Source organism: Rhizobium grahamii, assembly GCF_009498215.1.
GTDB classification, from domain to species: domain Bacteria; phylum Pseudomonadota; class Alphaproteobacteria; order Rhizobiales; family Rhizobiaceae; genus Rhizobium; species Rhizobium grahamii_A.
Window position 1 is genome coordinate 761,090 of the sequence record NZ_CP043499.1, and the last position, 24,972, is coordinate 786,061.

Genomic DNA, 24,972 nt, shown 5'->3' on the forward strand with positions numbered 1-24,972 from the left:
TCGCCAATTCAAAAGACGGGACAAGAAGCATGACCGCCACATCGACCGAACAGCCGAACGCCAGCAAAGCCAGGTTCCGATCAACGTTGACGGCGCTCGGCATGCTTCCGGTTCTCGTCATATTGGCAATAGGCTTCCATCTTCTCAGCGGGCGGTTTCTAAGCGTCAACAACCTGTCGATCGTCATGCAGCAGGCATCGATCAACACGGTGCTGGCTGCCGGGATGACCTTCGTCATCCTCACAGGCGGTATCGATCTTTCGGTGGGCTCGATCCTGGCGGCATCTGCCATGGTTGGCGTCATCGTTTCTCTTTGGCCGGATATCGGCATGCTCGGAATTCCGGCTGCAATCGCCGTCGGTCTTGCCTGCGGTGTTGTCAACGGAACGATCATTTCGGCTCTGAAGCTGCCGCCGTTCATCGTGACCCTCGGCTCGCTGACTGCGATGCGTGGCATCGCTCGGCTGCTCGGAAACGACACCACAGTCTTCAATCCGGATCTGCCCTTCGATTTCATAGGAAACGGCAGCTTCCTCGGCGTGCCGTGGCTTGCCATCATCGCGCTTGCGACGATCCTGATCTCCTGGTTTATCCTCAAGCGGACCGTTCTCGGAACCTGGATCTATGCGGTTGGCGGCAACGTCGAGGCCGCACGCCTGACGGGGATCAAGGTGCCGCTCGTCCTGCTGTTCGTCTATTCGATGTCCGGCCTTCTTGCCGGTCTTGGCGGGGTCATGTCGGCAGCGCGGCTTTACGCGGCCAACGGTCTCCAGCTTGGCCAGGCATACGAGCTCGATGCGATTGCCGCTGTTATTCTTGGTGGTACCAGCTTCGTCGGCGGTGTCGGGTCGATCTGGGGCACGCTCATTGGCGCGCTGATCATCGCCGTGCTGTCGAACGGCCTCATCCTCGTCGGTGTCTCGGACATCTGGCAGTACATCATCAAGGGACTTGTCATCATCGTGGCCGTGGGGCTCGACCGCTACCGGCTGAAGGGGCTTAGCCGCACGTAAGGTGTGGCTGATGGGACCGGGGTTACCGGATAACAAGGCGCAGGAGGCGCCCAATGGAGGAAAGAATGCGCATGATTTCGAAACTGCTCGCCGCCACCGCACTGGCTGCATCCATCGCAATGCCGGCGGCCGCAAAGGACCTCGAAAAGATCGGCATTTCGGTCGGCCTTCTCGGCAACCCATTCTTCGTTGCCACGATCAAGGGCATTGAGGACCGCGCCAAGGAAATCAATCCAAACGTTCAGGTCACCTCGGTTTCCGCGGACTACGACCTCAACAAGCAGGTATCGCAGATCGACAGCTTCATCGCTGCCGGTGTCGACATCATCATGCTGAACGCAGTCGATGCCAAGGCGATCGCTCCAGCCGTCAAGAAGGCTCAGGCCGCCGGCGTTATCGTTGCCGCGTTCGACGTTTCCGCACCGGGTGCGGACGTCACCGTCATGACCAACAACGTGAAGGCGGGCGAAGAAGCCTGCCAGTACATCGTTGATCAGCTGAAGGGCAAGGGCAACGTCATCATCATCAACGGACCGGCATCGTCGTCGATCATCGACCGCGTTCAGGGATGCAAGAATGTTCTCGGCAAGAGCCCTGACATCAAGATCCTCTCGGACGATCAGAACGGCCAGGGCTCGCGCGACGGCGGCCTTGCGGTCATGCAGGGTCTTCTGACCCGCTTCGACAAGATCGACGCGATCTTCGCGATCAACGACCCGACCGGCATCGGCGCTGAACTGGCGGCAAAGCAGTTGAACCGTAACGAGTTCATCATCACTGCCGTCGACGGCGCCCCCGATATCGAAAAGTCGCTGGCAAGCGGCAAGTCGATGATCAAGGCCTCCGCCTCCCAGGATCCCTACGTCATGGCAGGTGACTCGCTGAAGATGGCTGTCGACGTATTGAACGGCAAGAAGCCTGCCGAAAACACTGTGCTGCTGGATCCGAAGCTGATCACGGCCGACAACATCAAGGACTACAAGGGCTGGACGGCAGCTCGCTAAGGTCTCCTCCCGTGCGGCCCGCCGATGCCTATGTGCTCGGCGGGTCGTGATCTCAAGCAATCAGGAATACGGTCTCATGTCCAAAATCGGCGTCCACTCCTTCGTCTGGAGCGCCGGCTCCTCGAAAGACGAGCTGGCGAGAACTCTTGCCCGCTCCCGCGAGCTCGGCTTCAATCTTGTCGAATTCTCGTATCTCGATCCAAAACAGGTCGATGTGAAGTGGCTCGCCTCGCGTATTGAAGAACTCGGACTGGATGTCGCAATCAGTATGGGGCTGCCGGCGGAAGGAGATATCTCCAGCGACGACCCGTCCGTTGTTGCCCACGGTGTCGATATTCTCGACCGTGCGGTTGCGCTTGTCAGGGATCTCGGCGGATCGAAGCTTGCAGGTATCCTGAGCTCTGCTCATGGAAAGCAGGAGCACGCGCTAACGAAGAAGGCGTGGGACACAAGTGTGAGCACGCTGTCGAAAGTCGCGGAACGTGCAAAGTCGGCTGGCGTCACCTTGAACCTTGAGGTTGTCAATCGCTTCGAGAGCAACATGCTCAATACCGCCGCCCAGGGTCTTGCCTATATCAGGGACACGGGTGCTTCGAACGTCTTTCTTCACCTCGACACATTCCACATGAACATCGAGGAGGCCGACGTGGGTCTGGCGATCCGCAATGCGGCGGACAAGATCGGTTACGTTCACATCGGTGAAAGCCACCGTGGCTACCTCGGTACGGGGAATATCGACTTCGCCGCGATCTTTGACGCCCTCGTGGCAATCAGATGGGATGATTTCGTCACGTTCGAGTCATTCTCCACCACGATCGTCGACAGGGACCTGTCGCTGAAAACGGCGATCTGGAGAAACCTCTGGAGCGACAATGTTGCACTTGCCGAGCATGCGCGGCGGTTCATTGAATTGGGGTTGGAGACAGCGCGTCTGAAAGCGCAGCTTGTCACCAATGCTCACCTGCCAACGGTGTGAATGGTTCCTTCCGGCGCAGTTCGTTTCCGTTCCAGAGTGTCCCATACGAGGGAGGCGCATGCGACGCCACGCCCGTTCGATACGATGCGGTCGGCTGCCGACACGGCGACTGAATCGAGGGCGTCAACAGCGATTGGCTGCGGCGAAATCTGCCTGTCCGTTGCCCATGGGCGGGCGCCGCGGTTCAGAAACCCGCTCCCGGCTGCGCGAGATAACGGAGTTCGGCCTCGGTCGATTGCCGGCCCAATACCCGGTTGCGATGAGGGAAGCGACCGTAGGATGCAATCACCTCGCGGTGGCGCCGTGCGTAGTCGAGGAACTCTGGATCTCCAAGCTCGGCGAACAGTGCTACCGAACGATCCTGCTGGGCGATGTCCTCCGCATGTTCGAAGGGCAGGTAGAAGAAGACGCGGAACTCCTCGGGAACACGCTTGTCGTCGCCCGACTGAAGCGCCAATTCGGCTTCGGCCAAAGCCAGTCCATCGGTCGCAAACGCCAAAGCCGTTCCTCGATAGATATTGCGCGGAAACTGGTCGAGCACGACGGTCATTGCGAGACGGTTCTGCGGGGTTTCTCGCCAAACGCTGCTCTCTCCCGACGCCAGTGCAAGGTGGGTGTCACGAAACTGTCTTTTGATCTCGCTGTCGAGTTCAGCTGCGCCTTCGAACCAGTCTTTGCGGTCACATTTTTCGAACCAGAAGGCGCAGACTTCCTCAGGCGTACAGATAGAACTCATGTATCCTCCAAATCCTAGCGAATGCGCTGTTGGCATAACTCCTATCACGCAGCTAGGTTCTTCGAGTCGGATATTCAACTGGTAACCCATTTGGCGCGCGCTTCTCCTAAGAATGGCGGATTAGGTTCCATAACGTTGATTATCGAGCAAGACGTGTGCCTCTCAACGTCAGCCGGCAGAGTTACAACCCTGCCTGGCTCATAAAAATGGACTGGCCAGTACGGTTCCATGGGAAAGTGACCTCGACCCTCAGTTTGCAAGGTCCTAGAGATACGCAAGGAGAACGGGATCACCGATCCCTTTGGGAGAGTTTCATGACCGCATCAGTTTCGGAGGCGTCCTCTGTCGATACTGCGAGCGCCAACCGGCCTCGAGTCCATCTGTTGGTTTTGCTCGCTCTGGGCCTATCGCATCTCTGCAACGATACCATCCAGTCCCTGATTCCGGCTGTCTATCCGATTTTGAAGAGCGAGTTCGCCCTCGATTTCGTACAGATCGGCGTCATAACGCTTGTCTTCCAGATCGCAGGTGCACTGTTGCAGCCGGCGATCGGGCTCTACACTGACCGCCACCCGTTGCCCTACTCGGCGGTGTTCGGCATGGCGTTCACGCTCGCCGGTCTCATCAGTCTCTCCTACGCTTCATCCTATGTCCTGATTCTGATCTCGGTGACCCTGGTTGGTATCGGTTCGTCCATCTTCCATCCGGAAGCGACGCGCGCAGCTCGTTATGCATCCGGCGGCAGGCAAGGATTGGCGCAGGGTATCTTTCAGGTCGGCGGGCAGATCGGCGGCGCACTCGGCCCGCTTTGCGCCGCGGTCTTCATCGTTTCGAATGGCCGGCATAGCCTGGTGTTCTTTACGGCGATGATCGCTCTGGCGATGTTCCTGCTCACATGGAGTGCTCGGCAATACTGGTCGATCCAGTCGCAGTTCGAAGCCGCGCTTCGCAGCAAGGGCACGAAGGACTCCCGACCTGACCACTCGCGCCGTACCGTCGTTATCGGTCTCGCTGTCCTGACCTTGCTCATGGCATCGAAGCTGACCTACCTTGAGAGCTTCCGCTCCTTCTATACATTCTACCTGATCGATCGCTTCGGCGTCTCGGTGTCGATGTCGCAGATGATGCTGTTCGTGTTCTTCATCTCGTCGGCTGCCGGAGTCTTGCTTGGTGGTATCGTCGGGGACAAAATCGGCAGGTACCGGATCATCTGGATTTCCATCCTGGGTCCCCTGCCCCTCACCCTGCTCTTGCCCTATGCCGATCTGTTCTGGACGGGCGTGCTGACGGTCGGGATCAACCTCATCATGGCAAGCGCGTTTGCCTCCATCATGATCTACGCCATGGACCTCGTTCCGAAGCGGATCGGCCTGATTGGCGGCATGTTCTACGGCCTCAATTTCGCGATTGGCGGGATTGCCGCAGCGTTCCTGGGCGGCCTGACCGACAGGATCGGCATTGAGGGTGTCTACCAGATATGCTCGTTCATACCGATTGCCGGCTTCCTGGCTATCTTCCTGCCGCGTCTGGAGGTCAGGCGATAATGCCCGTCTGATTTCACTGCCTAGGCCGGGAATCTCGCAGCAGATATAGAAGTCGTCTCCGGTCCGATCGGAGAAGTTGCGGACCATGACGGCAACAGGCTCGTCACGACGAAAAGGCGTGCTTTATGAACGACATAATGAGCTGCGCCTGTAGAAACGCCGCTCCTCAATCAGACGTCCGATCATCCCGGCGATACTCCCAGGATGACGGCTATGTCGGCGGATTACTGTCTCGAGTTGTCAACGGCCGACCAAAGCCCTGGGCGGCTATTTCAGTTCGGATGTCAGGAATGTGAACTGCTCGTTCATGTCGGCTTCATCCGGCGATTGCTACCTTTGGTTCGTCGTCAACAGAAATGAATCACCAGGACAAGTTAGCAATGCAGCACCCTGCCGCTCCATCGGCCGGCCGAGATCCGCGCCTTGATTTTTTCCGTGGCCTGGCTCTGGTTATGATCTTCATCAACCATGTGCCTGGCAATATGATGGAAGGAGTTACGTCGAAGAACTTCGGTTTCTCGGATGCCGCCGAGGCCTTCGTCCTGATGTCCGGCATGTCTGCGGGCCTCGCCTATTCGAGCGCCTACGCCCGCGATCGTATTCACGCGATTGCTCGCATATTGCGCCGCGCGGGCCGGCTTTACAGCGTCCATCTGCTCACGACGGCGCTGGCGGTCGTCATTTTGATGGCCGGCCACAATTTTCTGGGTACGACCGCACTTTCCGAACGCGTCAACATGATGTCGTATCTTGAAGCGCCATGGGCGACCGCCCTTGGCGTGCTCGGCATGACGCATCAACTCGGCTACTTCAACATCCTGCCGCTCTATATGCTGCTGCTGGCAGCGACGCCTTTCTTCCTGGCTCTTGCCTCGCGCAGCCGGCGTCTTCTGTTGGCCGTGTCCGTTTTGATCTGGGCGATTGCCGGCTGGAATAATATCAATCTGCCGAACTTCCCAACCGAAGGCTCGTGGTTCCTGAATCCGTTCTCGTGGCAGCTGATCTACTGCATCGGGCTATGCGCCGGCATCTCGTCGAAAGAGGGCGAGGTTCTCGTCAGATACAGCCCGGTGTTGATGACGGCTGCGATCGCGTATCTCGCCTTTGCAATGTTCGTCATTCAGGGCCAGCATTACGATCTGACGAGTTGGGGCGATCACCCGGCTCTGCTGGTCGGATTTGACAAGGGGATACTGCCCCTTCCTCGGCTGATGCATATCCTGGCGCTGGCATACGTGATCTCTCAGATTGCCGCGTTCCGTGCGATCGCTGGGAGCGCCAAGCTGGCCGCTGTGTCCCTGCTTGGAAAGCAAGGCCTCGCTGTGTTCGCCTGGGGATCGGTTGTCTGCATTTCGCTACAGGTTCTGAGAGATGCCTACGCGTTCTCGCCTGCCCTTGACTGCGCGACGCTCGCGGTGGGCTTGGCGGTTCAATATGCCGTGGCAATACGTCTGCAGGCCGAGAAAATGGCGCTACGGCCTCGTTCGCAGATGGCATAGAACCAAGATCGATCGGCGACGCTAAACGCGGGTCGATCGTTGGAGCAAATCGCGCCATCTCTTCGCGTAACCGTCAACCACCGGCGGGTTCATATTGGAGGCTCTGAAACGGGCTTCCAATACCTCCACATCAAACTCTTCCAGAGGAGTCTCCTTTGGATAGTGCTTGAGCGTGTACCTGAACATGTCTTCCCAGCTACGGCGCACGCCGAGCGACTCGTCGGCCAGGTCGCCGCGCGTGCGATCAATGAGTTCTTCCAACGTCGTCATATGCTGCCTCAACGAATGCCGGAGCCAGATAACAACAATTGCGTCGCTTACGCGAGGACCTCGATGAAAACGGATGCTGTCATCCTCGGATGACCAAACATGCGGAGCCGCGCGGGCGGTGCCGACGTCCCCACGGAACGGAGACGCCGCCTACGCTGGTACGGAAAATTGGTGGTGAACGGGAAGCTCTGACGCGCAGCGAACTGAAACGCAGGAGACCGTTTCAGCGCTCAACCCTCTTCCCGGTCAACCTATAAGAGAGTAACGAGAACCGGCGAGGCGCGCATATACCAATTGATATAAGCCCGCCTGCTCCAGTCACCATCAGTCGTTTATTTGGAGAGACCGAAGATCAGCCGGGCGAGGTCGATCTGCCGCTTGGAGCCTGTCTTGTCGAATACGGCGTGAAGCTGTGCGCGAACCGTTCCGACCGAAACATCGCGGGACTTTGCGACTTCGTCGACACTTCTGCCGAGCCCGATCTCCCGGGCCACACTCGCCTCGGCGGGGGTCAAGTCATAGAGGCCAGCGAGAATGCCATCGTCGACCTTGGCATCCTTGAGCACCGGAGTGATAGCAAGCAAAAGATCCGCGGCGTTGAAGATGTCGTGCGCTGCGCCTGCGATCGGTAGCGCGTGGACGACCATCGCTGGGTGTTCATCTTCGGCGGCAATGGGAAAGGAGCCGCCGAGTTTGGCGACGCGCGCGTCCAACAACGATGCCCAGCGGGCGTCCGCCGCCTTCTGAGCAAACACAAGTCGGCGCCGGTGGTCGCGAATGACACCTGGAATGAGGCTCGCAAAGCTTTTGTTGGCGACCACAAGCCGCCCGTTCTTCAACGCCGCCGCCCAAATTCCGAGCGTCTCCATAGCATCCACAGTGGACTTGATCTGTTCGAACTTAAGCCTCGATGCCAACAGCGCCGCCCGCGCAAGGTGTGGCCGGAGCTCCGTCAGCGCCGTTGTCACCTCTTTTGGGAGAGGGCCCTCCTCGAAGCTGCGGTGCACCGACAGCTTGATGATGTCTCCCGATGGCGAGGTTATTCCGGTGCCTGCATGCCAGAAGCATCCGTGAGGACGCATGAAGCCCTGGTAGTATTCGCTTTCCATCATCTCCTCGACGGACATCACGTCGGTGTCCATCAGGAAGCGGGGTTCCGCGAACTTGCGGCTTCGCTCCTCACTATGAAGATAGGGGTTCTTGGATCCCCAGCCCCCGTCGATATAGGCCTGCATCTTCGGAATGACGGAATCATTTCCGATCCACCTGAAATCCCCATCCGGGGAAACTCCCATCAGGACACCGTCGCGCGATTGGCTGCGCCGGGCCAGCTGGTCGAGTAATCCAGGGCCTTTCGAGAGCTCCGGCACCACCGCAGCTTCGTATATCGTGTCGATGAAGTCGTGATCCATGTGCGTCCCCTGCACCGGGAAGCCTAACACATACAACACAATGTTGCGGTCTTTTTTACAACCCGCCTTAGATGACGCCACAGCCACAACGCTGGGTGTTTGGCGCGGCGCGCAAGCTTGTGCGCGCCGAGACTTCTGACTGGCGACAGGCCGAGATGGCTTCGTCGTTGCCCGGCATTCAGCACTGAAAGCCTGGACCAGCGTCGCTCCTGGACCGATCACTTCCAAACGTCTTCAACCGCTGCTATGTTAGCGATGTCGCATTCACGCTCGCGGTGGTGTTGAATTTGGGAAGCCAGTCTTCAGGAGGTCAAGCAGCGACCTCGCCGCCTTGGAGGAAAAGCCGGATAGTGCTCGTAGGGCTCGTCTGCGTCGTCGTCATGGGGGCGGTTTCAGGGGCGCTCCATTGGCGAGAGGTGGCTCTTAGTCGCCACCAAAATCCGATCGTTGACAATGAGGCCTTGCCCGCTCAATCGACTGGGGATGTGATTGCCGTGCCCGTCAGTTCGCAATCTTCCATGTTGGGTGGAACACGCCTTTTCGACGCTCCAAGTCCCGAACTGACCAGCCAGTTCATTCGCAGGTGGCGGATATCCGGACCCCAGATCTGTGCAGCCTTCCGTGACGCCGGCATAGAGGCGACAGAGTGGCGCGCCGCTTCCATGCGTGGCGTCAGCTACGAATGCTATTTTCAGCGGATCTATGAGAGAGACGATATTCGTCCTCTGCGCTCGACCTTTCTGCGCGTTCGCGGAAACGCATCGGGTGAGGTTCTTGAGATCAGCGGCAGGATTGTCGGGCCGACGACGGATGACCAAGGGCTCCTCGACCCGTCCCTGATGCGCATCTTCGAGGTCTTGGTCAACGAGGTACGGTGGGGGGACTTTCAGGACACGCTGATCCCGATCCGGAAACTGCTGGATATCAGATGCGAACGCTTCGGCGCATCCTTCGAGTTCAGGCGAGAGCTGAGCCGGGAAAACAGCTACGATTTCACCCTGGTCCTGTCTCAGAACTCCGACCAGCAGGCCCGCACAAGAGCGTACTTCTCTCCGGATCGATGGATGGTCAAGCCGGATTTCGCGAGGATGCGTCCTGTGCTTCTAACGGTGTCGAGCAGGTAACGCGGTCATCAGGACGAAATATGGTCTCGTTGTCCGGCCTGTCAGGTGGTTCGAACGCTCCCTAATGACGGCGGCCCACGACGAGCAGCGGTCAAATCGCTCCTTGCATTCTGTCGAACGGATCTGTTTCCTGATGCGATCGTTGCCGACCAGGTAGATGAAAATGTCGTTTGGAAGAAACCTATGCAAACCCATGTTTTGACTGGAGGCTGCCAGTGCGGCGCGATCCGATACGCGCTTGATCAGCAACCGCAGAACGTTCACGTGTGCCACTGTCGCATGTGCCAGAAGGCGGTTGGCGGCCCCTTCGCGATCATCTGCCCTGTCGTGAAGTCCGCATTTCGCGTGACACGCGGAACAGTCAGTTATTTTCATAGTTCGGATATCGCTCGCCGGGGCTATTGCCGCGACTGCGGTACTCCGCTGATATTCGACTATCCGGATGCCGAGGATGTGGGAATTCTTGTCGGGACGCTCGACGAGCCCGATCGCGCGCCACCGGAAAATCAGTATGGAAATGAGAGCCGCGTCGCCTGGTACGCCGGGCTGATCCAGGTGCCCGGAGATCGGCCGACTTACGCCGACAACGCAGAGATGCTGCACCGGATTTCCAGCACCAATCACCAGCATCCTGACCACGAAACGATCAATTGGCCGCCGGCCGATTAGCATCCCGCTCGCCCATAGTGTCGATCAGCGACTTTTCTGAGCCGTTGCTTTTACGACGGATCGATGACCGGATCATTTCGGGACCGACCTTCGTTATGGGAGCGCGGATACCCCGTTCCCATATAAACTCAGCCGAGTGACCTCTGCTTTTTGCCTGACGCGTTCAGTGGCTGCTGTAGAGCGGTGGGAAGTCGTCGTCTCCCCGATCCGGAAAAAGGCTCCGTCTCATGCGCCGGATTGCTTCGGCCTCGCGGCGCTGTCGCGAAAGCATCACATTTGTCACCTCGGTAAAAGCCGCCCCGTCTTTGTCAGCGACGCGTACCGTTCCTCCTTGCGCAAGGAAGTCGCAGAACGCTTCAACGGACCGGAGCCGCGTCGTCAGTTCAACATAGCGATCTTCATATCGTTCCTGCATCACTGCCTCCTCGGAGGATTGTCCACGCAGAGTTCGGCGATATCATGGCTGTCGTCATTGTGGATCATGCGGATGCCGGAACCGCAGGCTGGCGCATGCTCAGTGCACCTCCAAAGGCATTGCCCGCACCTGCGAGGGCGTCGCGCCGAAGGTTCGCTTGAAGGCGCGCGTGAAGTGTGAGGCGTTTTCGAAGCCGACATCGAGCGCGATTTCGATCATCGACAGTTTGGGGTTTGCAAGGAGTGCCTTTGCCCGTTTCAGTCGGACGCGCTTGTAGGCCTGCGCCGGCGACATCCCCGCCTTCTCCATGAAGACGCGCTCGAGCTGCCGCCGCGACAGGCCGACCGAGGACGCGAGTTCGGGGATCGAGATGCAGTACTCCATGTTCTGTTCCATCAGGATCATCGCAGCCCTGACACGATCATCCTCGTAGTTTTCATAGAGCGGCCGGTGCGGCTGTACGTCTCCCGGAGATCTTGCCTTCTCGATCTGCAGGACTTCGAGCGCATTTCGTTCCGCCTCGTGGCTGATGTATCGGCGAACAAGAAGTGCGGCCATGTCTGCGGCGCTGGTTCCGCCCGCACACGAACCGCGCTGGGCGTCGAGATTGAAGAGCCGGTCCGAGCGAGCCGACAGGGTCGGAAACCGCTCCTTGTAAGCCTGTACATGGAGCCAGCTGACGCAGGAGTTGTGGTTACCCATGAGGCCGGCCTCGGCAAGGATGAAGGTCCCAGTGCAGAGACCTATCAGGGGAACGCGTTGTGCGGCGGCACGCTTCAGGAATGCGACGGTTTCGTCGTCCACCGGTCGGTCGACGGTCAGTAGACCGCCAACCACCACGATGTAGTCAAAGCGAGACGGGTCGATGAAGTCGGAGGTCGGCGCGACCTGGACGCCGCAGCTTGAGGTGACGAGATGACGCGTGCTTCCCAGAACCTGCCAATCGGCCCGCACCCTTCCGGAGCGATCGAACTGATCGCTCGCAAGACGCAAGGTGTCTACGAAAAGGGCGAATGCCGATAGCGTGAATGTCCGCGCAAGCACGAAGCCAACCTTGAGCTGCTTGGTTGCGACTGCATTTTCCCCGGTTCGAAAATCCTCTGGTCTCATCGGTCATGCCTCCTGTTTCGAAAGCCCATCATCAAGCGATCTTAAAATCCCTACGCGAGTGGATCCCGCTCGTCCACGACCACGGCGTTGTGACCAACGACGCAGGCGCAATCCCCGATGCGGAAGAGCGTGTCCGCCATCGATCACTTGGGAGCAGCCGACGACGTGTTGTTTGTCGCTGCGAGCCGCTCCAGCGCGCGGGCTAGCCGGTACCGCGCCAGGTACTCCATGACCGAGATGCCAAGCAGGGCGAAGTCGCGGTGATCGAACCAACGACGCAGATCACCGCGGTTCTCGCGGGAACGAACATCGTTTCTACGGTTCGCGAATCTCCTTGCTGGCGATATAATCGCCCGCTTCAGTCGGATTTCAGCAAGGTGCATCTCTTCGACGCGAAGACCGAGAGACGCTTGTCGGCAGGTTGGAAAAAAGGCAGCGAACCGAGTTCGCTGCCTCGCCCGGTCAATTGACTGGCTTGATGGACGCCACGATGGCTTTCACTTCCGCGTCGTGCTTGTCTTCCTCGCCCTTGTTGCCCCAATAGGTGACGACAAGCGCCTTGTCCTGAGACGTCTGGACAAAGAGCAGACCGACGCTGACGGGGCCGTCCTCGTCCTTGCCGTCCCACTCGATCGTCGTCATGTTCATGCCGTTCACCTCGGTAACCGGCGTGTCTTTCTGCGTCGACGGATCGATGTTGACGCCGTTTTTCGTCAGGAAATCCACGGCGTCGGAGACCACCTTCTCGATCGAGCCGTTGTCTGCGACATCGGCGGAAAGATAGACGGCCGAGTCGGCCGACGTTGCTTCGATGCCGCTCTCTGTTTCACTGGGTCCCCAGCTGTCGGGGATGGTGATGCTGGCGATGGGTGCGTCGCTTGGGAATTTCAGCGTCGCCGCATGGGCGAAGGCGGGAATGGTGAATGCGAGCAGTGCAAGGGCAATGGTTCTATTCATCGGAAAATCCTTGGGGGCCACGAGCGACGAATAGCGCCGATATCTTAATATCCCACCTCAACCCTGTAAGATGTTCGACAGAAACCCGACCTCACTGGCACGTGCAAGAAGCCGTACGACATCACTCTACTGTACGCATGCGATACAAACGGTTCGCCCAGCTCGACGGTTCCGCCGCACGCGATCGAAGATCGCCTACTGTTGCGATGCAGGCGTGCGTGCCGCGATTACTAGTCGTCGTTCCCAGGCGACGAGTACAATGCTGGAGCCGACGATCAGCAGCGCACCGATGAAGACGTTGAGCGTCGGTACTTCAGCCCAGATCGCATAGCCGTAAACGAAGGCCCAGATGAGCCCCGTATATTCCACCGGCGCGAGCGCGGAGGCTGGTGCATGACGAAAGCCTTCGTAAAGGAGGAACTGGCCGACCGTTGCGACCACACCGAGCGCAATCATGAGCATCCAGCCGATGGCGTCAGGCGTCTTCCATATCCACGGGAAGGAGACAGCGCATGCGAGACCGAACAGCAGGCTCGTGGCATACATCTGCGTCAACGTGCTTTCGCTTCGGCTCACCAGACGGACAAGGATCGTGCTCCACGCCCAGCACAGGCCCGCCACGATGCACATGGCGGCTGGGATGAGGTTCGGGGAATGTGTCGGATTGGCTGCGACCAACACGCCGACGAAGCCTCCCACGCCGGCGATCCAGCGCCCTACCCCGACGGATTCCTTCAAGACGATGATCGACAGGAAAATCGTTATGATCGGAGCCGAGAAGTAGAGTGTGGTCAGCTCCGCCAGGCCGATATGTCGCGCAGCATTGTAGAAAAGCAGCCAGGCGATGAGCATGAGCGCCGCGCGAAGAACGACCGTGTTCCTGTAGGGACTCTTGAAGATCGAGGGGTGACGGCGATAGCGCAGGAGCACACCGGTGACCAGCACGATCACCAGACTGCGCATGAACAGGATCTGCGGAACTTCATAGTCGGCCACAAGCCATTTCACCAAGGCATCCTGCAACGCGAAGCATGAATATCCGGCTGACGCCAGCGCAATGCCCACCAAAGGGCTCGCGGTGGTTTTTCCAAAAGTCATTAAAGAACCTCGTAAAACATACTAAATCGCCGGCCCCAGTCGGATCGGACTGCCATCGCAGAAGCGATCGAAGCGGAAGCGGCGGATATCGTGACCGACGGAATTGCCCTGGATCATGTCGGAGACGACCCTGCCAACACCGGGACCGATGCCGAAGCCGTGACCACTCATCCCAGTTGCGACCAGCAGACCGGCGATCGCAGGCACGCGATCGATGATGGGAACGACGTCGGGCATCGCATCGATCATTCCCGCCCAGGTCGCCTTGAGGCGCACTTTTCCGAGATTCGGGAAAAGCGCCGGAAAGTTGCGCTCGATCGCATCGAGACTTGAGCGGACCGGAGCGGGGTTGAGCACCCGCATCCGTTCGAACGGGCTTTCGCTATCCGGCGACCAGTCGCGTGGTGTCGACCAGCCATCGGGGTATCCCGTTGGCGCAATAGGGTGATACCGCGTTCCTGCGGGATGGGCCATGAGCGCCGGCAGATATTTCGTGGCGTGCCGGAATGCGTCGGGCCCGACATAGAGCAGATTGCTCCCACCCGCCGCCAGCGTGTAGCCGCCGTCCTGCCGCCGTCGAAACGCAATGCCGTGCTCGATAGCGGCGCCCTTGTAGACCTCGGGCAGCGGTTCAGTCGCGGCAACGGTCGCCCTGACGCTCAACTGCGGGATCACCACATGGTGCTTTCGCAAGAACAGCGACGACCAGGCGCCGCTGGCGACGAGGACGGTGGAGGTTTCAATGCGACCGGCCTCGGTCCATACGCCGCTGATCCTTCCTGCGGCGACGTCGAGTCCCCGCGCCGCACAATTCTCCACGATCGTCACCCCCAGCCGCGAGGCCAGCCGCGCGAGCGCAGGCACCGCCAGCCAGGGTTCGGCCCGCATGTCGGACGGTGTCGTCATCGCCCCGGCGTAGCGCTTGGACATGCCTTGGATGAGGCTTGATGTTTCATTGCCATCGACAAGGCGCGTGTCGACGTCGTGAGCGGCGGCGATCCGCATGAAGGCCTCGAAGGCTGCCATTTCCTTGTCGGAACTCGCCAGATAAGTCACGCCGGTCTCGTTGAGGCCGATATCTTCGCCGGTTTCCTGCGCAAGCTCCCGCCAGAGCCGGCACGCCTCGATGACGATTGGCAACTCGTCTGCATCGCGTCCCTGCTTTCGGATCCATCCCCAGTTCCGTGACGATTGCTCGGCTGCGATGCGGCCCTTTTCGAGCAGCGTGACAGAAATATTCCGCTTCGCCAGGAAAAGAGCTGTAGTGACACCAATAACGCCACCACCGATGATGACGACATCTGACGATTTCGGCAGTGGGCTTTGAAATTGAACGGGATCGGCTACGGAGAACGGGAAATTGGGCACGCGACGCATCCAGACGGCAAGAGACCAGCTCCTCGTAATCACACTTGTGTGGCAGTTCAAGAACAGCAAGACGTTTTGAGGGAGTGTGCGGGAATGGTGCCACACGCGGCCCAAGTCGGGGCCATTTTAGCGCCGCAGGACCGCTCGTCGAGTTAACGGATGGACAAAAGAAAAAAGGGCCGACGGAAAACCGCGGCCCATAAGGTGTGAAGGTCAAAAACCTCCAGAGGGGAACAGCTGCTGCGGCGGAACTGGGAGGAAAGCCGCCATGTGCATCAGCTGTAGGCGTTATGCACTTTTTTTGACCGCTTGGAAAACATTTTTTGTGCAACGCAGCTATGCAAATGCTGCGGTGCTCCTATTGGAAGGAAACGCTGGGAACGGAAAAAGGAGCTGTTCAGCCGCGAACCAAGGCGAGATACGTCGGCTTCGACGGGAAAGATTTGTATTCTAATGTTTCAGACGCCTCTGAGCATACGCTTCCATATAAAATTGGCCCGATCCGGATATATGCCGGACAACTCCCCTTGGTTTAGGTGATTGTCGAAACCGCCGCGCAACGCGGCTAGAAACACCTGCGCCCGGAGCTAGATCATGATTGCATCGTTGACAAACAGGGAGCGTGCCTACAACGAGTTTGCAAGCGTGCTCGATCAGTCTGCCTACGAACCTCTTCCTGAAGACTGGCTGATCGGAATGACCGATATCGTTCATTCTACTGAGGTGATCGGACAGGGGCGCTATCGCGATGTAAACCGCGCAGGTGTTGCGATCATCGCGGCTCTCGGCAATGCCTTGGGTACGTTCGATTTCCCGTTCACCTTCGGAGGAGATGGCGCAGCTTTCGCCGTGCAGGGCACTGCCCGGGACACGGCGGAGATGGCGCTTCGTCAGGTCGCGGCATACGCGGAACGGGAGCTCGGGCTGGAGATGCGCGCCGGCTTGACGAGCTTGCGCGACATCCGCGCGAATGGCCACGATGTAAGGATCGCACCTTATGCCGCATCGAGCAATGTGACCTACACCATGTTTTCAGGGGGCGGAATCCGCTGGATGGAGGAGCAGTTGAAGCTCGGACGCATCCAGTCTCCCGGCGACCGAGAAGGAAGTGCCGACGCTCCTGATTTGACCGGCCTTTCCTGCGACTGGGCACCCTTTGCCAACAACAACGGGACAATTTTGTCCCTGCTGGTCGCGCCACGGGCGGAAGAAAGTGCTGCTTTCACGCATCTCGCGAAGCGCATCGTCGAGGTGTTTGATCGTGATCCGCGCAATTCCATACCGCTTCCGCAAGAGCGCCCGGCAGGGGATCCAAAGAGCGGCAGGATCAATGCTAAGATCTGGACCACCGCCGCTCAGAATTCCGACTTCCGCAAGTATGACGATGCGCTCCGCCTCACGGTGGACTGCTCGCTGGAGCAGGTCGAAATCGTGAGGTCGATGCTCAAGGCTGCAGAGCTACGTGGCGAAGTCACCTACGGCCTTCATTGCCAATCACATGCGATCATGACCTGCTTCGTGCCGTCGTCTAACCCCCATGCACACCGTCACTTCCTCGACGGCATGGATGGCGGTTACTCGATGGCGGCCGCCATGATGCGCAAGGCGGCATAAGGTCGTCACTAGAATCCTGCTCAGGCCTTCGCCGAAATCGCACTCAGTTCTTCCAGGTCGAGATCTCGCTCAAGCTCCTGTAGGGTCTCGTCGTCGATCTCACCTGCCCGGTGGAGCCGAATAAGCTCCTTTCGCCCGACGGCGACGGCTTCCAGCACAACGTCGAAATGGGCATGAAGCACCGGCTTGTAATCCTCGGTGCGGGCCGCGTAGTCGATAATAGCAGTCGCCCTGCGCTGGTAGCGTTCAAGCAGTTGAGGATGGATGAGCTTCCCGTCGCGATCGTAGGCGAGATCGCGCACCGATGCGAACTGTACCTGCGCCATCGCCGCTTCGGCCTCGCTCATTGTCATCCGAGCTTTTTCGGATTCCGGCTCGGTGAGGCCGGCCCAGCTGATCACCCGACCGAGCGTCGTACCTTGCACAAGGACCGTCCCGACAATCACGGCAAAGGCCATGACGAGAATGAAGTCGCGGTCGGGGAAATCCTGCGGCAGGCTCAGTGCAAGAGCCAGGGTCACAACTCCACGGACACCGGCCCATCCGAGAACCACGACCCCGCCCCCGCCTATTGGTGCGGTCTTCGCCAGGCCGAGACCGTTGCACACCCGAATGACAAGCTCGGATCCGAATATCCATGCAAAGCGCGTGACGACGAGCGCAAGCAGGATTGCCAGCGCTGGCAGCGCCATCGTCTCGGCCAGCTGGCCGAACCCTCCACCGCGCTCCACCACATCCCGGAGCGACAGGCCAATCAGGATGAATACGGAGGCTTCCATGAGGAAGACGAAAACTTCCCAGAACGACGTTCCGCGCATGCGTGTGGCGGCGGATAGAACGGTATGCTGGTGCCAGGTCGCGACCAGCCCCGTGGTCACGGTGGCTATCACGCCGGAGACATGCAGAAACTCGCCAAGCAGGTAGGAGATCCATGCGAGCAGCGTTGTCGCTGCGATAATGAGGTATTCGTCGCCGAGACGACGAACGAATTTCACCCACACGGTTCCAACGACAGCGCCGACCAGCGCGCCTCCGATGGCGAGCAGGAAGAAATTGCCGATGGCGCTGGTGGCGCTGAAGGTTCCCGTCGCCGCCGCGGCAACCGCGAACCTGAAAAGCACCAGGCCGCTGGCGTCATTCAGCAAGCTCTCGCCTTCGAGCAGGATCTGCAGCCGGCGTGGCAGCTTCACGCGTTCAAGCACTGCCCGGGCGGACACGGCGTCTGGAGGTGATACGATCGCACCAAGAGCAGCGCATGCAGCCCAGGGAAGCGCCGGCATGAGAAGGTGAGCCACGACTGCGATCATCACGGTCGTAAAGAACACGGCGCCGATTGCGAGCGAGGCGATGCCCACCATGTGCCGTCGCAACCTGCCAACTGCGATCGACCAGGCACCATCCAGAAGCAGCGGAGGAAGGAATATGACGAGCACCAGTTCCGGATCGACCGTGATCGCCGGCAGGCCGGGAACGAAGGCAAGAGTCGCGCCGCCGGCAAGCAATGCCACTGATGGCGGCAGCCCAAGCCTTCGCGCGAGGTAATGAAGGGCGATGATCGCAAGGAACATCGCGATCACCAGTTCGAAGAGATGTGTTGCGTCCATGCGTCTCCCCGACACGGCCAAGCTCGCAGCAGACTAGCACAGAATTTTGCCGGTCAAACTGCAACACGGGGAGCCGTCAGGCGATCGCTTGACACCTTCGGACGAATGACGTCCGAAGGTGTGCCCACGTTACTGGCTCAAGCAACCTTGTCCCAGCTAGGAGCGAGACCGTCAGGCGACACGATCCTGCCGTCGGCTTTGGCGAGCGCATGGATCGCCGCCATTTCGTCGCGCGATAGGTTGAGATCGAAGATCGCCAGGTTTTCGGCAACACGAGCCTCGCTGACAGTCTTGGAGAGCGCGATGATACCATCCTGCTGCACAAGCCAGCGCAACACCACCTGCGCGACCGTCTTGCCGTGATTTGCGCCAATATCCTTCAGAACCGGATCGGAGAAAACCTTGCCGTCGGCCATACCGAAATAGCCCGTCACGGACATGTCGGCCGCCTTTGCTGCGGCAATGACGACGTCCTGATTGATATAGGGATGGTACTCGATCTGGTTGGTGACGAGCGGCGCCTTGGAAAGGGCGCGCGCTTCCGCCATGAGCGCAGTCGTAAAGTTGGAGACGCCGATATGGCGAACCTTGCCTGCCTCCTTTACGTCGTTGAGCGCCGATATCTGCTCGGCGAGGGAGACTTTATCATTCGGCCAGTGCAGCAAGAGAAGGTCGACATAGTCGGTCTTGAGCTTTGCCAGGCTCTCGTCGACCGACTTCAGGAAAGCCTCACGCTTGTAGTTCTCGACCCACACCTTCGTGGTCAGGAATATGTCGCGGCGCTGGATGCCTGACGTGACGATTGCTTCGCCGACTTCGGCCTCGTTTCCGTAGATCTGCGCGGTATCGACGTGGCGGAAGCCAAGCTTCAGCGCATGCGGCACGATCTTGAGAACGTCGCTGCCAGGAATCCGGAAAGTGCCGAAGCCGAGAGCAGGAATGGTTACGCCATTGGCGGTTACAGTGTGCATTGTTTGTCTCCAGGGAATTGAGAGGGGCGTTCAATTTGAGCGTTTTGGGCGAGGATCAAGAGCACTAGACATGTCTGGCGGATCGGAATGGGGGCGTTTGCCCCCAAGTGATCACGCCGCGTTCAGAGCGGGGACGCCGCGCCGATCGAGTGCGCCGCTCCAGATCGTGAGCAGCAGTGCTCCGACGACGAGAATAGCTCCGACCCATGGCGTAGCACCGAGTCCCAGCGGGGATTCGACCACGATGCCGCCGAGCCAGGCGCCGATCGCGATGCCGAGGTTGAAGGCTGCGATGTTGAGCGCAGAGGCGACGTCGACCGCGCCGGGGCGATGTTCCTTGGCGAGCTGCACGACATAGAGCTGCAGGCCGGGCACGTTGCCGAACTGGAGGAAACCGAGCGCCGCAAGCGTTACGATCATCAGCACCGGCGATGTCGCAGTGAAGGTGAGGATAGTGAGCACGATCGCCTGCATCGTGAAGAGGCCGATCAGCGCCTTGACCGGATTGTTGTTCGCAATCCTGCCGCCGGCGATGTTGCCGACTGCGATCGCAAGGCCGTAGAGCACCAGAATGAGGCTCACGCTGCGCTCGGAGAAACCGGTGATTTCCTGCAGGATCGGCGCGAGAAACGTAAAGGCAACGAATGTGCCGCCGTAGCCAAGTGCGGTCATCGCAAAGACGATAAGCAGGCGCCCGGAGCCGAGAACGCGAACCTGGTCGATAAGCCGGGCAGGCGGTGCTTTTTTCAGATTCCTCGGCAGGAGAATTGCGATCGCGAGAAACGCAACGATGCCGAGAGCGGCGACTGCCCAGAACGTGGCCCGCCAGCCGAGAATCTGGCCGATATAGGTTCCCATCGGAACGCCGGTGACGATGGCGACGGTCAATCCCATGAACATCATGGCAATGGCCGACGCACGACGATTTTCGGGTACCAGGTCCGCCGCAATGGTGGAGCCCACCGAGAAGAAGACACCGTGGGCGAAGGCTGCCAGCACGCGGGCGACGAGCAATATATCGTAGCTCGGTGCAAGTGCCGCGGCGGTATTGCCGACGATGAACAGGGCCATGAGGCCGAGCAGCAACGGCTTTCGTTCGATCTTTCCCGTGAGAGCAGTCAGGATTGGCGCGCCGAAGGTCACGCCAAGGGCGTAAACGCTGACGATGAGGCCGGCGAGCGGAAGGGTGATGTGGAGGTCATTGGCAACGGTCGGCAGGAGGCCGACGATGACAAACTCCGTGGTACCGATCGCGTAGGCCGCGATCGTCAAGGCAAGGATGGCTAAGGGCATGACAAGTTCCTCTATGCCCGCATGTTCCAGCAGGGCATTTTCAAAGCGGCTGAGCCGCGGATTGAATGGTTGCCGGCAATATGAGGCAGGAGGACTTGCATGATAATCGACTGCATTGGATAAATGCTTTTGAATTTAATTCACAGAAAAAGCGAAGATGGATAACCGCGCCGGCGAAATGGAAGTCTTCGTGGCTGCCGCCGAATTGCAGAGCTTCTCTGCCGCCGGTCGGCGGCTGGGCCTGTCGCCCTCTGCCGTCAGCAAGCTCATTACCCGGATCGAAGATCGGTTAGGAACGCGCCTTCTGGTTCGTTCGACCCGCATCGTCACCCCGACGCCGGAGGGCGAAATCTACCTCGCCCGGGCCAAGCGCGTGCTTTCCGAGATCACAGACATTGAGCAGCTCATATCGAGCGGTGGGAAGGTCGTTCCTCGCGGGCCCTTGCGCATCAATGCTTCGCTGGGCTTCGGCGAGCGCTATCTATTGCCTCTCGTGCCTGATTTCCTGGCGCTCTATCCTGAGGTCGAACTGGATATCTCGCTCACCGATGGTGTGATCGCACTCATCGAGGAGCGCACCGATATCGCGATCCGTTCCGGTGCAATGAACGACTCGGCCCTCAAGGCTAGGAAACTCCTGGAAAGCCGTCGTGTCATCATTGCCTCACCGTCCTATGTGGAGGCGCATGGCATTCCGCGGAATCCGCACGACCTGGCGCGGCACAACTGCCTGACGTTCAACTTCCAGCGACGCCTCAACGAGTGGCCGTTTCAAAACGAGGGCACTGGCGACATCTATCGCCTCCCGGTCACCGGCAACACGTCGGTCAACAGCGGCCTTGTCATGAAGCAACTCTGCCTGTCGGGTACCGGCCTCGGCCGAGTCGGACGGTTTCACGTTCAGCGGGAGATCGAAGCGGGGCTGCTCTTCCCTGTTCTGGAAGACTTCAATCCTGGTGATATGGAAGTGATTCACGCCGTCTATGCCGGGCACGAGCATCTGGCCGCGCGTGTCAGAGCGTTCATAGACTTCCTCGCAGCAAGGCTCGCTGGTGAAGCGAAGCCCTCGGCGGAAAAACTCAATCAGGCGGAGAACGATTCGAAAAGTGCGTGAACGCCTTGGCAGGCGACTTCAAATTACAAGATCAACGTTTTGATATTATAGCGATTATCATACTCGATAGGTGCATTCAGTTCAGATCTTCCTACCCGGTTCGATCCTTCTTGCGCTTCGCATCGGCGAGCTCGTCCCGTGGAGGCTCCCATCCGAACACGCTGCGGCCGCCCCAATCATGCGAGTGCGAGAACTCGCCGGCAACGATTTCCTTGAGGTCCGGCCCGGTCACGTATTGCTCCAGGCGCCGCGCCTGATCATCGAGACGCTTCAGCGCCTGCAATTCCTCATCACGCCCGAGCTTCGCACGACCAACGGCCGACTTCATGACATTGATGGTTTCGTCATAGACCCGGATCGGAACGGGAAACGGATGCCGGTCCTTGCCGCCATGCGCCAGCGAAAAGCGGGCGGGATCGGAGAAGCGGCACGGCGCCCCGTGGACGACTTCGGCCACCATGGCGAGCGCACTCACGGTTCGAGCGCCGACGCCTGGTGTCAGGAGAAGTTCCTCGAAATCCTTCGGACCACGATTGGCGGCGGCGGCCAGCGTGCCATGCAGCCGCTTCATGTTCACGTCCTCTGCGCGGACGTCGTGGTGTACAGGCATGATAAGGTGCGGCAGCAAGGGCTGCGTGGGGTCTTTCTTCGCCCGCGGCGGGTCGATCGCTATGATCTCCCGGACAATGCGATCCGGCCCGAAATCGGCAAGCAGATCGAGCTGGCCCTTTCGGGAGGCATCGGCCCGATGATCCGCGAGATTGACGATCTCGCCCTGTTTGCGCCCCTCGATTGCCGCATGCGGGGAATCGAGGAAGCTCTTGAGGTCCTGCGATTGCCAATGATAGCGCCGAGCCTGTCGTTTATCGCCGTTCATCCCCTGTTGGACGACGACCCATTTGCCGTCATCCGTGACGATGAAGCCGTGCAAGTAGAGATCGAAACCGTCCTGAACCGCGGCGCTGTCGACCTTGGCGACCAGCCTGCTCGTTCTGGCAAGGGCAAGCCCATCGATTCCGACGCGATTTCCGATCGCGACGAGTTCGTCCGGCGTCTGCCTCGAGTTTCTGCCTCGGCCACCACAGACGTGGATACCAAGATCGCCTGACATCGGGGTCAGCCCGCGCTTCAAGGCGCCGATCACGCTCGTGGTAATGCCGGAGGAGTGCCAATCCATTCCCATCACGGCGCCGAAAGACTGGAACCAGAAAGGGTGCGCCAGGCGGCTCAACAATTCGTCGCGTCCATAGTGAATGACGATCGCTTCAGTGATGACGGCACCAAGCCGCGTCATGCGCTCGCCGAGCCACCTGGGAACACGGCCGCCATGAAGCGGAAGATCGGCGCTGCCAGCACGTTGAACCATGGAACACTTATAGGATGGCGGGAGGGGACATGACAGTGAAATGTTGAGCCTTCGCGGGCTGATCGCTGTCCTGAAATCGTGTCCGAGGAGTTGCCTCCTCGGACGATGCGCTAGTGAACGCTCGGCACCTTGGCGACGACGGCAAAGTCCTCGGCGACCAGTTCGCTGATCGCGATCAGGACCTCTTCTGCCGAGAAGCCGGCGGCCATCGTCGCACGGATCAAGTCCTGCAGATCGGGCTCCACGACGTCGCGGCAGTCTTCAAGGCGCTCGTCCGACACGGTGGCGCTATGCAATTCTTCCATATTTTGACCCTTCGGTGGGTCGGCTGGCGCTCAGGCGACCAACCGACGGGGTTAGCAAGCTAGCGTGCCGTTGGCCGGCGCTTCGTGGAGGGCAATAGCCCCTCACGCTGCATCTGTTTGCGGGCTGCCTTTCGCTGTCGCGCAATCGCCTGCGCCCTCTCACGAACGCGCCGTTCCGACGGCTTCTCGTAGGACCGGCGTTCTCTCATTTCCCGAAACACGCCCTCGCGCTGGAGCTTCTTCTTCAGGGCGCGGATTGCTTGCTCGACATTGTTGTCTCTGACGATGACTTGCATGGTCGTCTCCTGTTCTGTTGGCGATAGCTAGCCGAGTTGCTCGGCAATGATGCTCCGAATTTCGGCGCGCGTGAGCAGGCAGGGATATGGCTTCCATTCCTTGGCCGGCCGCTTGACGGCCTCGCCATGCTCGCGCGGCTTCAACGCCGCCGGAGCGGCAGCAATGCTTGTTTTCTTCAATCGAATTCCTTGGACGACTGCGGCGTCATATGATTATCCGGCGCCAAACGCGCTGGGATCCGTCCCGAGGACGATCGCCGTGGTCGTGTGTGATTATCTGGGTGATGGTGCAGAAATAGGAGGTGATCGTGTCTATTACAAGACCGGCGGCTATTCCTGCCCGACACTCGGCATTCAGCGGATAGCTTTTGCGAGCCCATCTTCGACGGTCGTGCGGCAGCAGCCCTTCATGCTGCGCCGAGTCATGCATCAAGCGGCCGGATAGCTCCGTGCCAGAACATACAGGCTGACGGCGAATATGACCCATCGAAAGATCTGGGCAAGCGTGTTCCGGTGCGTCGCCAGCCGGCAGGCGCCGATCGTGCCGATAATTCCGCCGCCAATGCCGCCGGCGATGAAGTAGAGCGCGGTCAGCCAGTCAACGAAACCGGATGCCGCATAGTTGATAGCCGTGGTTAGGCCGAAGGTGCCGACGGCGAGGAGCGAGGTGCCGACCGCGTTGATCAGGGGCATGCCCGTGGCGAGCAGCAACGCGGGCACGATGAGGAAACCGCCGCCAATCCCGAAGAAGCCGGAGCAGACGCCGGTTGCGATTGCGATCAGCGTGGTCTTCCCGTGCGTTCCGATCGTCAGCGACTGCGCCGTCACATCTGTCTGACATCTCGCCTGCCGCATCAGAAAGCTGACCAGCATCATCAGGAGGCCGAACAGGAAAAGCAGGCTTTGCCCATTGACCAGCTTGCCGAGGCTCGAGCCGAGATAGGCGCCGAGGCTGCCGGCGATGGCAAATATGATGGCACATCGCCACCAGACATGCCCCTTGGTGGCATGGCCCGCCAGGTTGAAGTAGGCATTGGCCGAAACCGCGAGGGCGCCCGTCCCGATTGCCGTATGAACATCCCGCATGCCGACGACATACATCAGCAACGGTGTTGCAAGGATGGACCCGCCTCCCCCGATCAGGCCGAGCGTGCAGCCGATCAGGGATCCGGAGCCGAGCGCGAGCAGGAGATGAGGAAGTGATCCGTCCATGC

Annotated in this window: 25 protein-coding genes; 9 read left to right on the forward strand and 16 right to left on the reverse strand. The window is 59.5% G+C overall.

Annotated features, from left to right (window positions below; translation table 11 throughout):
* Positions 1 to 29: 29 nt before the first annotated feature.
* From FZ934_RS22375 to FZ934_RS22385, 3 genes are all read left to right on the forward strand, one after another.
* Positions 30 to 1,013, forward strand: a complete 984-nt coding sequence (locus FZ934_RS22375; RefSeq protein ID WP_153273065.1) for an ABC transporter permease subunit — start codon at positions 30 to 32, stop codon at positions 1,011 to 1,013.
* A 65-nt stretch (positions 1,014 to 1,078) separates the two neighbouring features.
* On the forward strand, positions 1,079 to 2,017 hold the full coding sequence (locus FZ934_RS22380) for an ABC transporter substrate-binding protein (RefSeq protein ID WP_153273066.1): 939 nt from the start codon (positions 1,079 to 1,081) through the stop codon (positions 2,015 to 2,017).
* A gap of 76 nt (positions 2,018 to 2,093) precedes the next feature.
* Positions 2,094 to 2,993: a sugar phosphate isomerase/epimerase family protein gene (locus FZ934_RS22385; RefSeq protein WP_153273067.1), complete on the forward strand. Its 900-nt coding sequence runs from the start codon at positions 2,094 to 2,096 to the stop codon at positions 2,991 to 2,993.
* A gap of 184 nt (positions 2,994 to 3,177) precedes the next feature.
* Here the strand turns inward: FZ934_RS22385 and FZ934_RS22390 are convergent, their stop codons facing one another.
* Positions 3,178 to 3,729, reverse strand: a complete 552-nt coding sequence (locus FZ934_RS22390) for a DUF924 family protein (protein WP_153273068.1) — start codon at positions 3,727 to 3,729, stop codon at positions 3,178 to 3,180.
* A gap of 314 nt (positions 3,730 to 4,043) precedes the next feature.
* Between FZ934_RS22390 and FZ934_RS22395 the strand changes: the two genes are divergently transcribed.
* Both FZ934_RS22395 and FZ934_RS22400 read left to right on the forward strand, forming a co-directional pair.
* A complete protein-coding gene (locus FZ934_RS22395) occupies positions 4,044 to 5,273 on the forward strand; it encodes an MFS transporter (RefSeq protein ID WP_153273069.1) in 1,230 nt (409 codons plus the stop codon).
* Between the two features lie 380 nt (positions 5,274 to 5,653).
* Entirely contained in the window at positions 5,654 to 6,772 is a 1,119-nt protein-coding gene (locus FZ934_RS22400; protein ID WP_153273070.1) for an OpgC family protein, read from the forward strand.
* Between the two features lie 21 nt (positions 6,773 to 6,793).
* On the opposite strand, the gene FZ934_RS22405 is transcribed toward FZ934_RS22400, so the two are convergent.
* Positions 6,794 to 7,042: a hypothetical protein gene (locus FZ934_RS22405; RefSeq protein WP_153273071.1), complete on the reverse strand. Its 249-nt coding sequence runs from the start codon at positions 7,040 to 7,042 to the stop codon at positions 6,794 to 6,796.
* A gap of 332 nt (positions 7,043 to 7,374) precedes the next feature.
* Positions 7,375 to 8,454, reverse strand: coding sequence for a helix-turn-helix transcriptional regulator (locus FZ934_RS22410; protein ID WP_153273072.1), 1,080 nt, complete (start codon positions 8,452 to 8,454; stop codon positions 7,375 to 7,377).
* A gap of 380 nt (positions 8,455 to 8,834) precedes the next feature.
* Between FZ934_RS22410 and FZ934_RS22415 the strand changes: the two genes are divergently transcribed.
* Together FZ934_RS22415 and FZ934_RS22420 are read left to right on the forward strand one after the other, a co-directional pair.
* Positions 8,835 to 9,578 carry a DUF6030 family protein gene (locus FZ934_RS22415; protein WP_281409941.1) on the forward strand — a complete coding sequence of 248 codons (744 nt, stop codon included), beginning with the start codon at positions 8,835 to 8,837 and terminating at the stop codon, positions 9,576 to 9,578.
* Between the two features lie 183 nt (positions 9,579 to 9,761).
* Positions 9,762 to 10,247: a GFA family protein gene (locus FZ934_RS22420; RefSeq protein WP_153273074.1), complete on the forward strand. Its 486-nt coding sequence runs from the start codon at positions 9,762 to 9,764 to the stop codon at positions 10,245 to 10,247.
* A 163-nt stretch (positions 10,248 to 10,410) separates the two neighbouring features.
* Here FZ934_RS22420 and FZ934_RS22425 read toward each other — a convergent pair whose 3' ends face one another.
* From FZ934_RS22425 to FZ934_RS22445, 5 genes are all read right to left on the reverse strand, one after another.
* Positions 10,411 to 10,662 (reverse strand): hypothetical protein, encoded by a 252-nt coding sequence (locus FZ934_RS22425; protein ID WP_153273075.1) that lies wholly within the window; start codon positions 10,660 to 10,662, stop codon positions 10,411 to 10,413.
* Positions 10,663 to 10,761: 99 nt separating this feature from the next.
* Entirely contained in the window at positions 10,762 to 11,772 is a 1,011-nt protein-coding gene (locus tag FZ934_RS22430; protein ID WP_153273076.1) for a GlxA family transcriptional regulator, read from the reverse strand.
* A gap of 462 nt (positions 11,773 to 12,234) precedes the next feature.
* Positions 12,235 to 12,729 (reverse strand): histidine kinase, encoded by a 495-nt coding sequence (locus FZ934_RS22435; protein WP_153273077.1) that lies wholly within the window; start codon positions 12,727 to 12,729, stop codon positions 12,235 to 12,237.
* A 195-nt stretch (positions 12,730 to 12,924) separates the two neighbouring features.
* Positions 12,925 to 13,827 carry a DMT family transporter gene (locus FZ934_RS22440; protein WP_153273078.1) on the reverse strand — a complete coding sequence of 301 codons (903 nt, stop codon included), beginning with the start codon at positions 13,825 to 13,827 and terminating at the stop codon, positions 12,925 to 12,927.
* A gap of 21 nt (positions 13,828 to 13,848) precedes the next feature.
* On the reverse strand, positions 13,849 to 15,195 hold the full coding sequence (locus tag FZ934_RS22445; RefSeq protein ID WP_153273079.1) for an NAD(P)/FAD-dependent oxidoreductase: 1,347 nt from the start codon (positions 15,193 to 15,195) through the stop codon (positions 13,849 to 13,851).
* A 594-nt stretch (positions 15,196 to 15,789) separates the two neighbouring features.
* On the opposite strand from FZ934_RS22445, the gene FZ934_RS22450 reads away from it, so the two are divergent.
* Positions 15,790 to 16,809 carry a DUF3095 family protein gene (locus FZ934_RS22450; protein WP_153273080.1) on the forward strand — a complete coding sequence of 340 codons (1,020 nt, stop codon included), beginning with the start codon at positions 15,790 to 15,792 and terminating at the stop codon, positions 16,807 to 16,809.
* A gap of 20 nt (positions 16,810 to 16,829) precedes the next feature.
* On the opposite strand, the gene FZ934_RS22455 is transcribed toward FZ934_RS22450, so the two are convergent.
* The 3 genes from FZ934_RS22455 to FZ934_RS22465 form a co-directional block, all read right to left on the reverse strand.
* On the reverse strand, positions 16,830 to 18,413 hold the full coding sequence (locus FZ934_RS22455; protein WP_153273081.1) for a Na+/H+ antiporter: 1,584 nt from the start codon (positions 18,411 to 18,413) through the stop codon (positions 16,830 to 16,832).
* A 137-nt stretch (positions 18,414 to 18,550) separates the two neighbouring features.
* On the reverse strand, positions 18,551 to 19,384 hold the full coding sequence (locus FZ934_RS22460) for an aldo/keto reductase (protein ID WP_153273082.1): 834 nt from the start codon (positions 19,382 to 19,384) through the stop codon (positions 18,551 to 18,553).
* A gap of 111 nt (positions 19,385 to 19,495) precedes the next feature.
* Positions 19,496 to 20,677: an MFS transporter gene (locus FZ934_RS22465; RefSeq protein ID WP_153273083.1), complete on the reverse strand. Its 1,182-nt coding sequence runs from the start codon at positions 20,675 to 20,677 to the stop codon at positions 19,496 to 19,498.
* A 157-nt stretch (positions 20,678 to 20,834) separates the two neighbouring features.
* On the opposite strand from FZ934_RS22465, the gene FZ934_RS22470 reads away from it, so the two are divergent.
* A complete protein-coding gene (locus tag FZ934_RS22470) occupies positions 20,835 to 21,791 on the forward strand; it encodes a LysR family transcriptional regulator (RefSeq protein WP_153273084.1) in 957 nt (318 codons plus the stop codon).
* Between the two features lie 91 nt (positions 21,792 to 21,882).
* Here FZ934_RS22470 and FZ934_RS22475 read toward each other — a convergent pair whose 3' ends face one another.
* The 5 genes from FZ934_RS22475 to FZ934_RS22490 form a co-directional block, all read right to left on the reverse strand.
* Positions 21,883 to 23,157: a DUF763 domain-containing protein gene (locus FZ934_RS22475; RefSeq protein ID WP_153273085.1), complete on the reverse strand. Its 1,275-nt coding sequence runs from the start codon at positions 23,155 to 23,157 to the stop codon at positions 21,883 to 21,885.
* 110 nt (positions 23,158 to 23,267) lie between these two features.
* Entirely contained in the window at positions 23,268 to 23,462 is a 195-nt protein-coding gene (locus tag FZ934_RS22480; RefSeq protein WP_113359420.1) for a hypothetical protein, read from the reverse strand.
* 59 nt (positions 23,463 to 23,521) lie between these two features.
* Positions 23,522 to 23,758 carry a 30S ribosomal protein S21 gene (gene rpsU / locus FZ934_RS22485; RefSeq protein ID WP_153273086.1) on the reverse strand — a complete coding sequence of 79 codons (237 nt, stop codon included), beginning with the start codon at positions 23,756 to 23,758 and terminating at the stop codon, positions 23,522 to 23,524.
* Positions 23,759 to 23,785: 27 nt separating this feature from the next.
* Positions 23,786 to 23,938 (reverse strand): hypothetical protein, encoded by a 153-nt coding sequence (locus FZ934_RS27895; protein WP_194273873.1) that lies wholly within the window; start codon positions 23,936 to 23,938, stop codon positions 23,786 to 23,788.
* 249 nt (positions 23,939 to 24,187) lie between these two features.
* Positions 24,188 to 24,970, reverse strand: coding sequence for a sulfite exporter TauE/SafE family protein (locus FZ934_RS22490; RefSeq protein ID WP_153273087.1), 783 nt, complete (start codon positions 24,968 to 24,970; stop codon positions 24,188 to 24,190).
* Between the last annotated feature and the right edge of the window lie 2 nt (positions 24,971 to 24,972).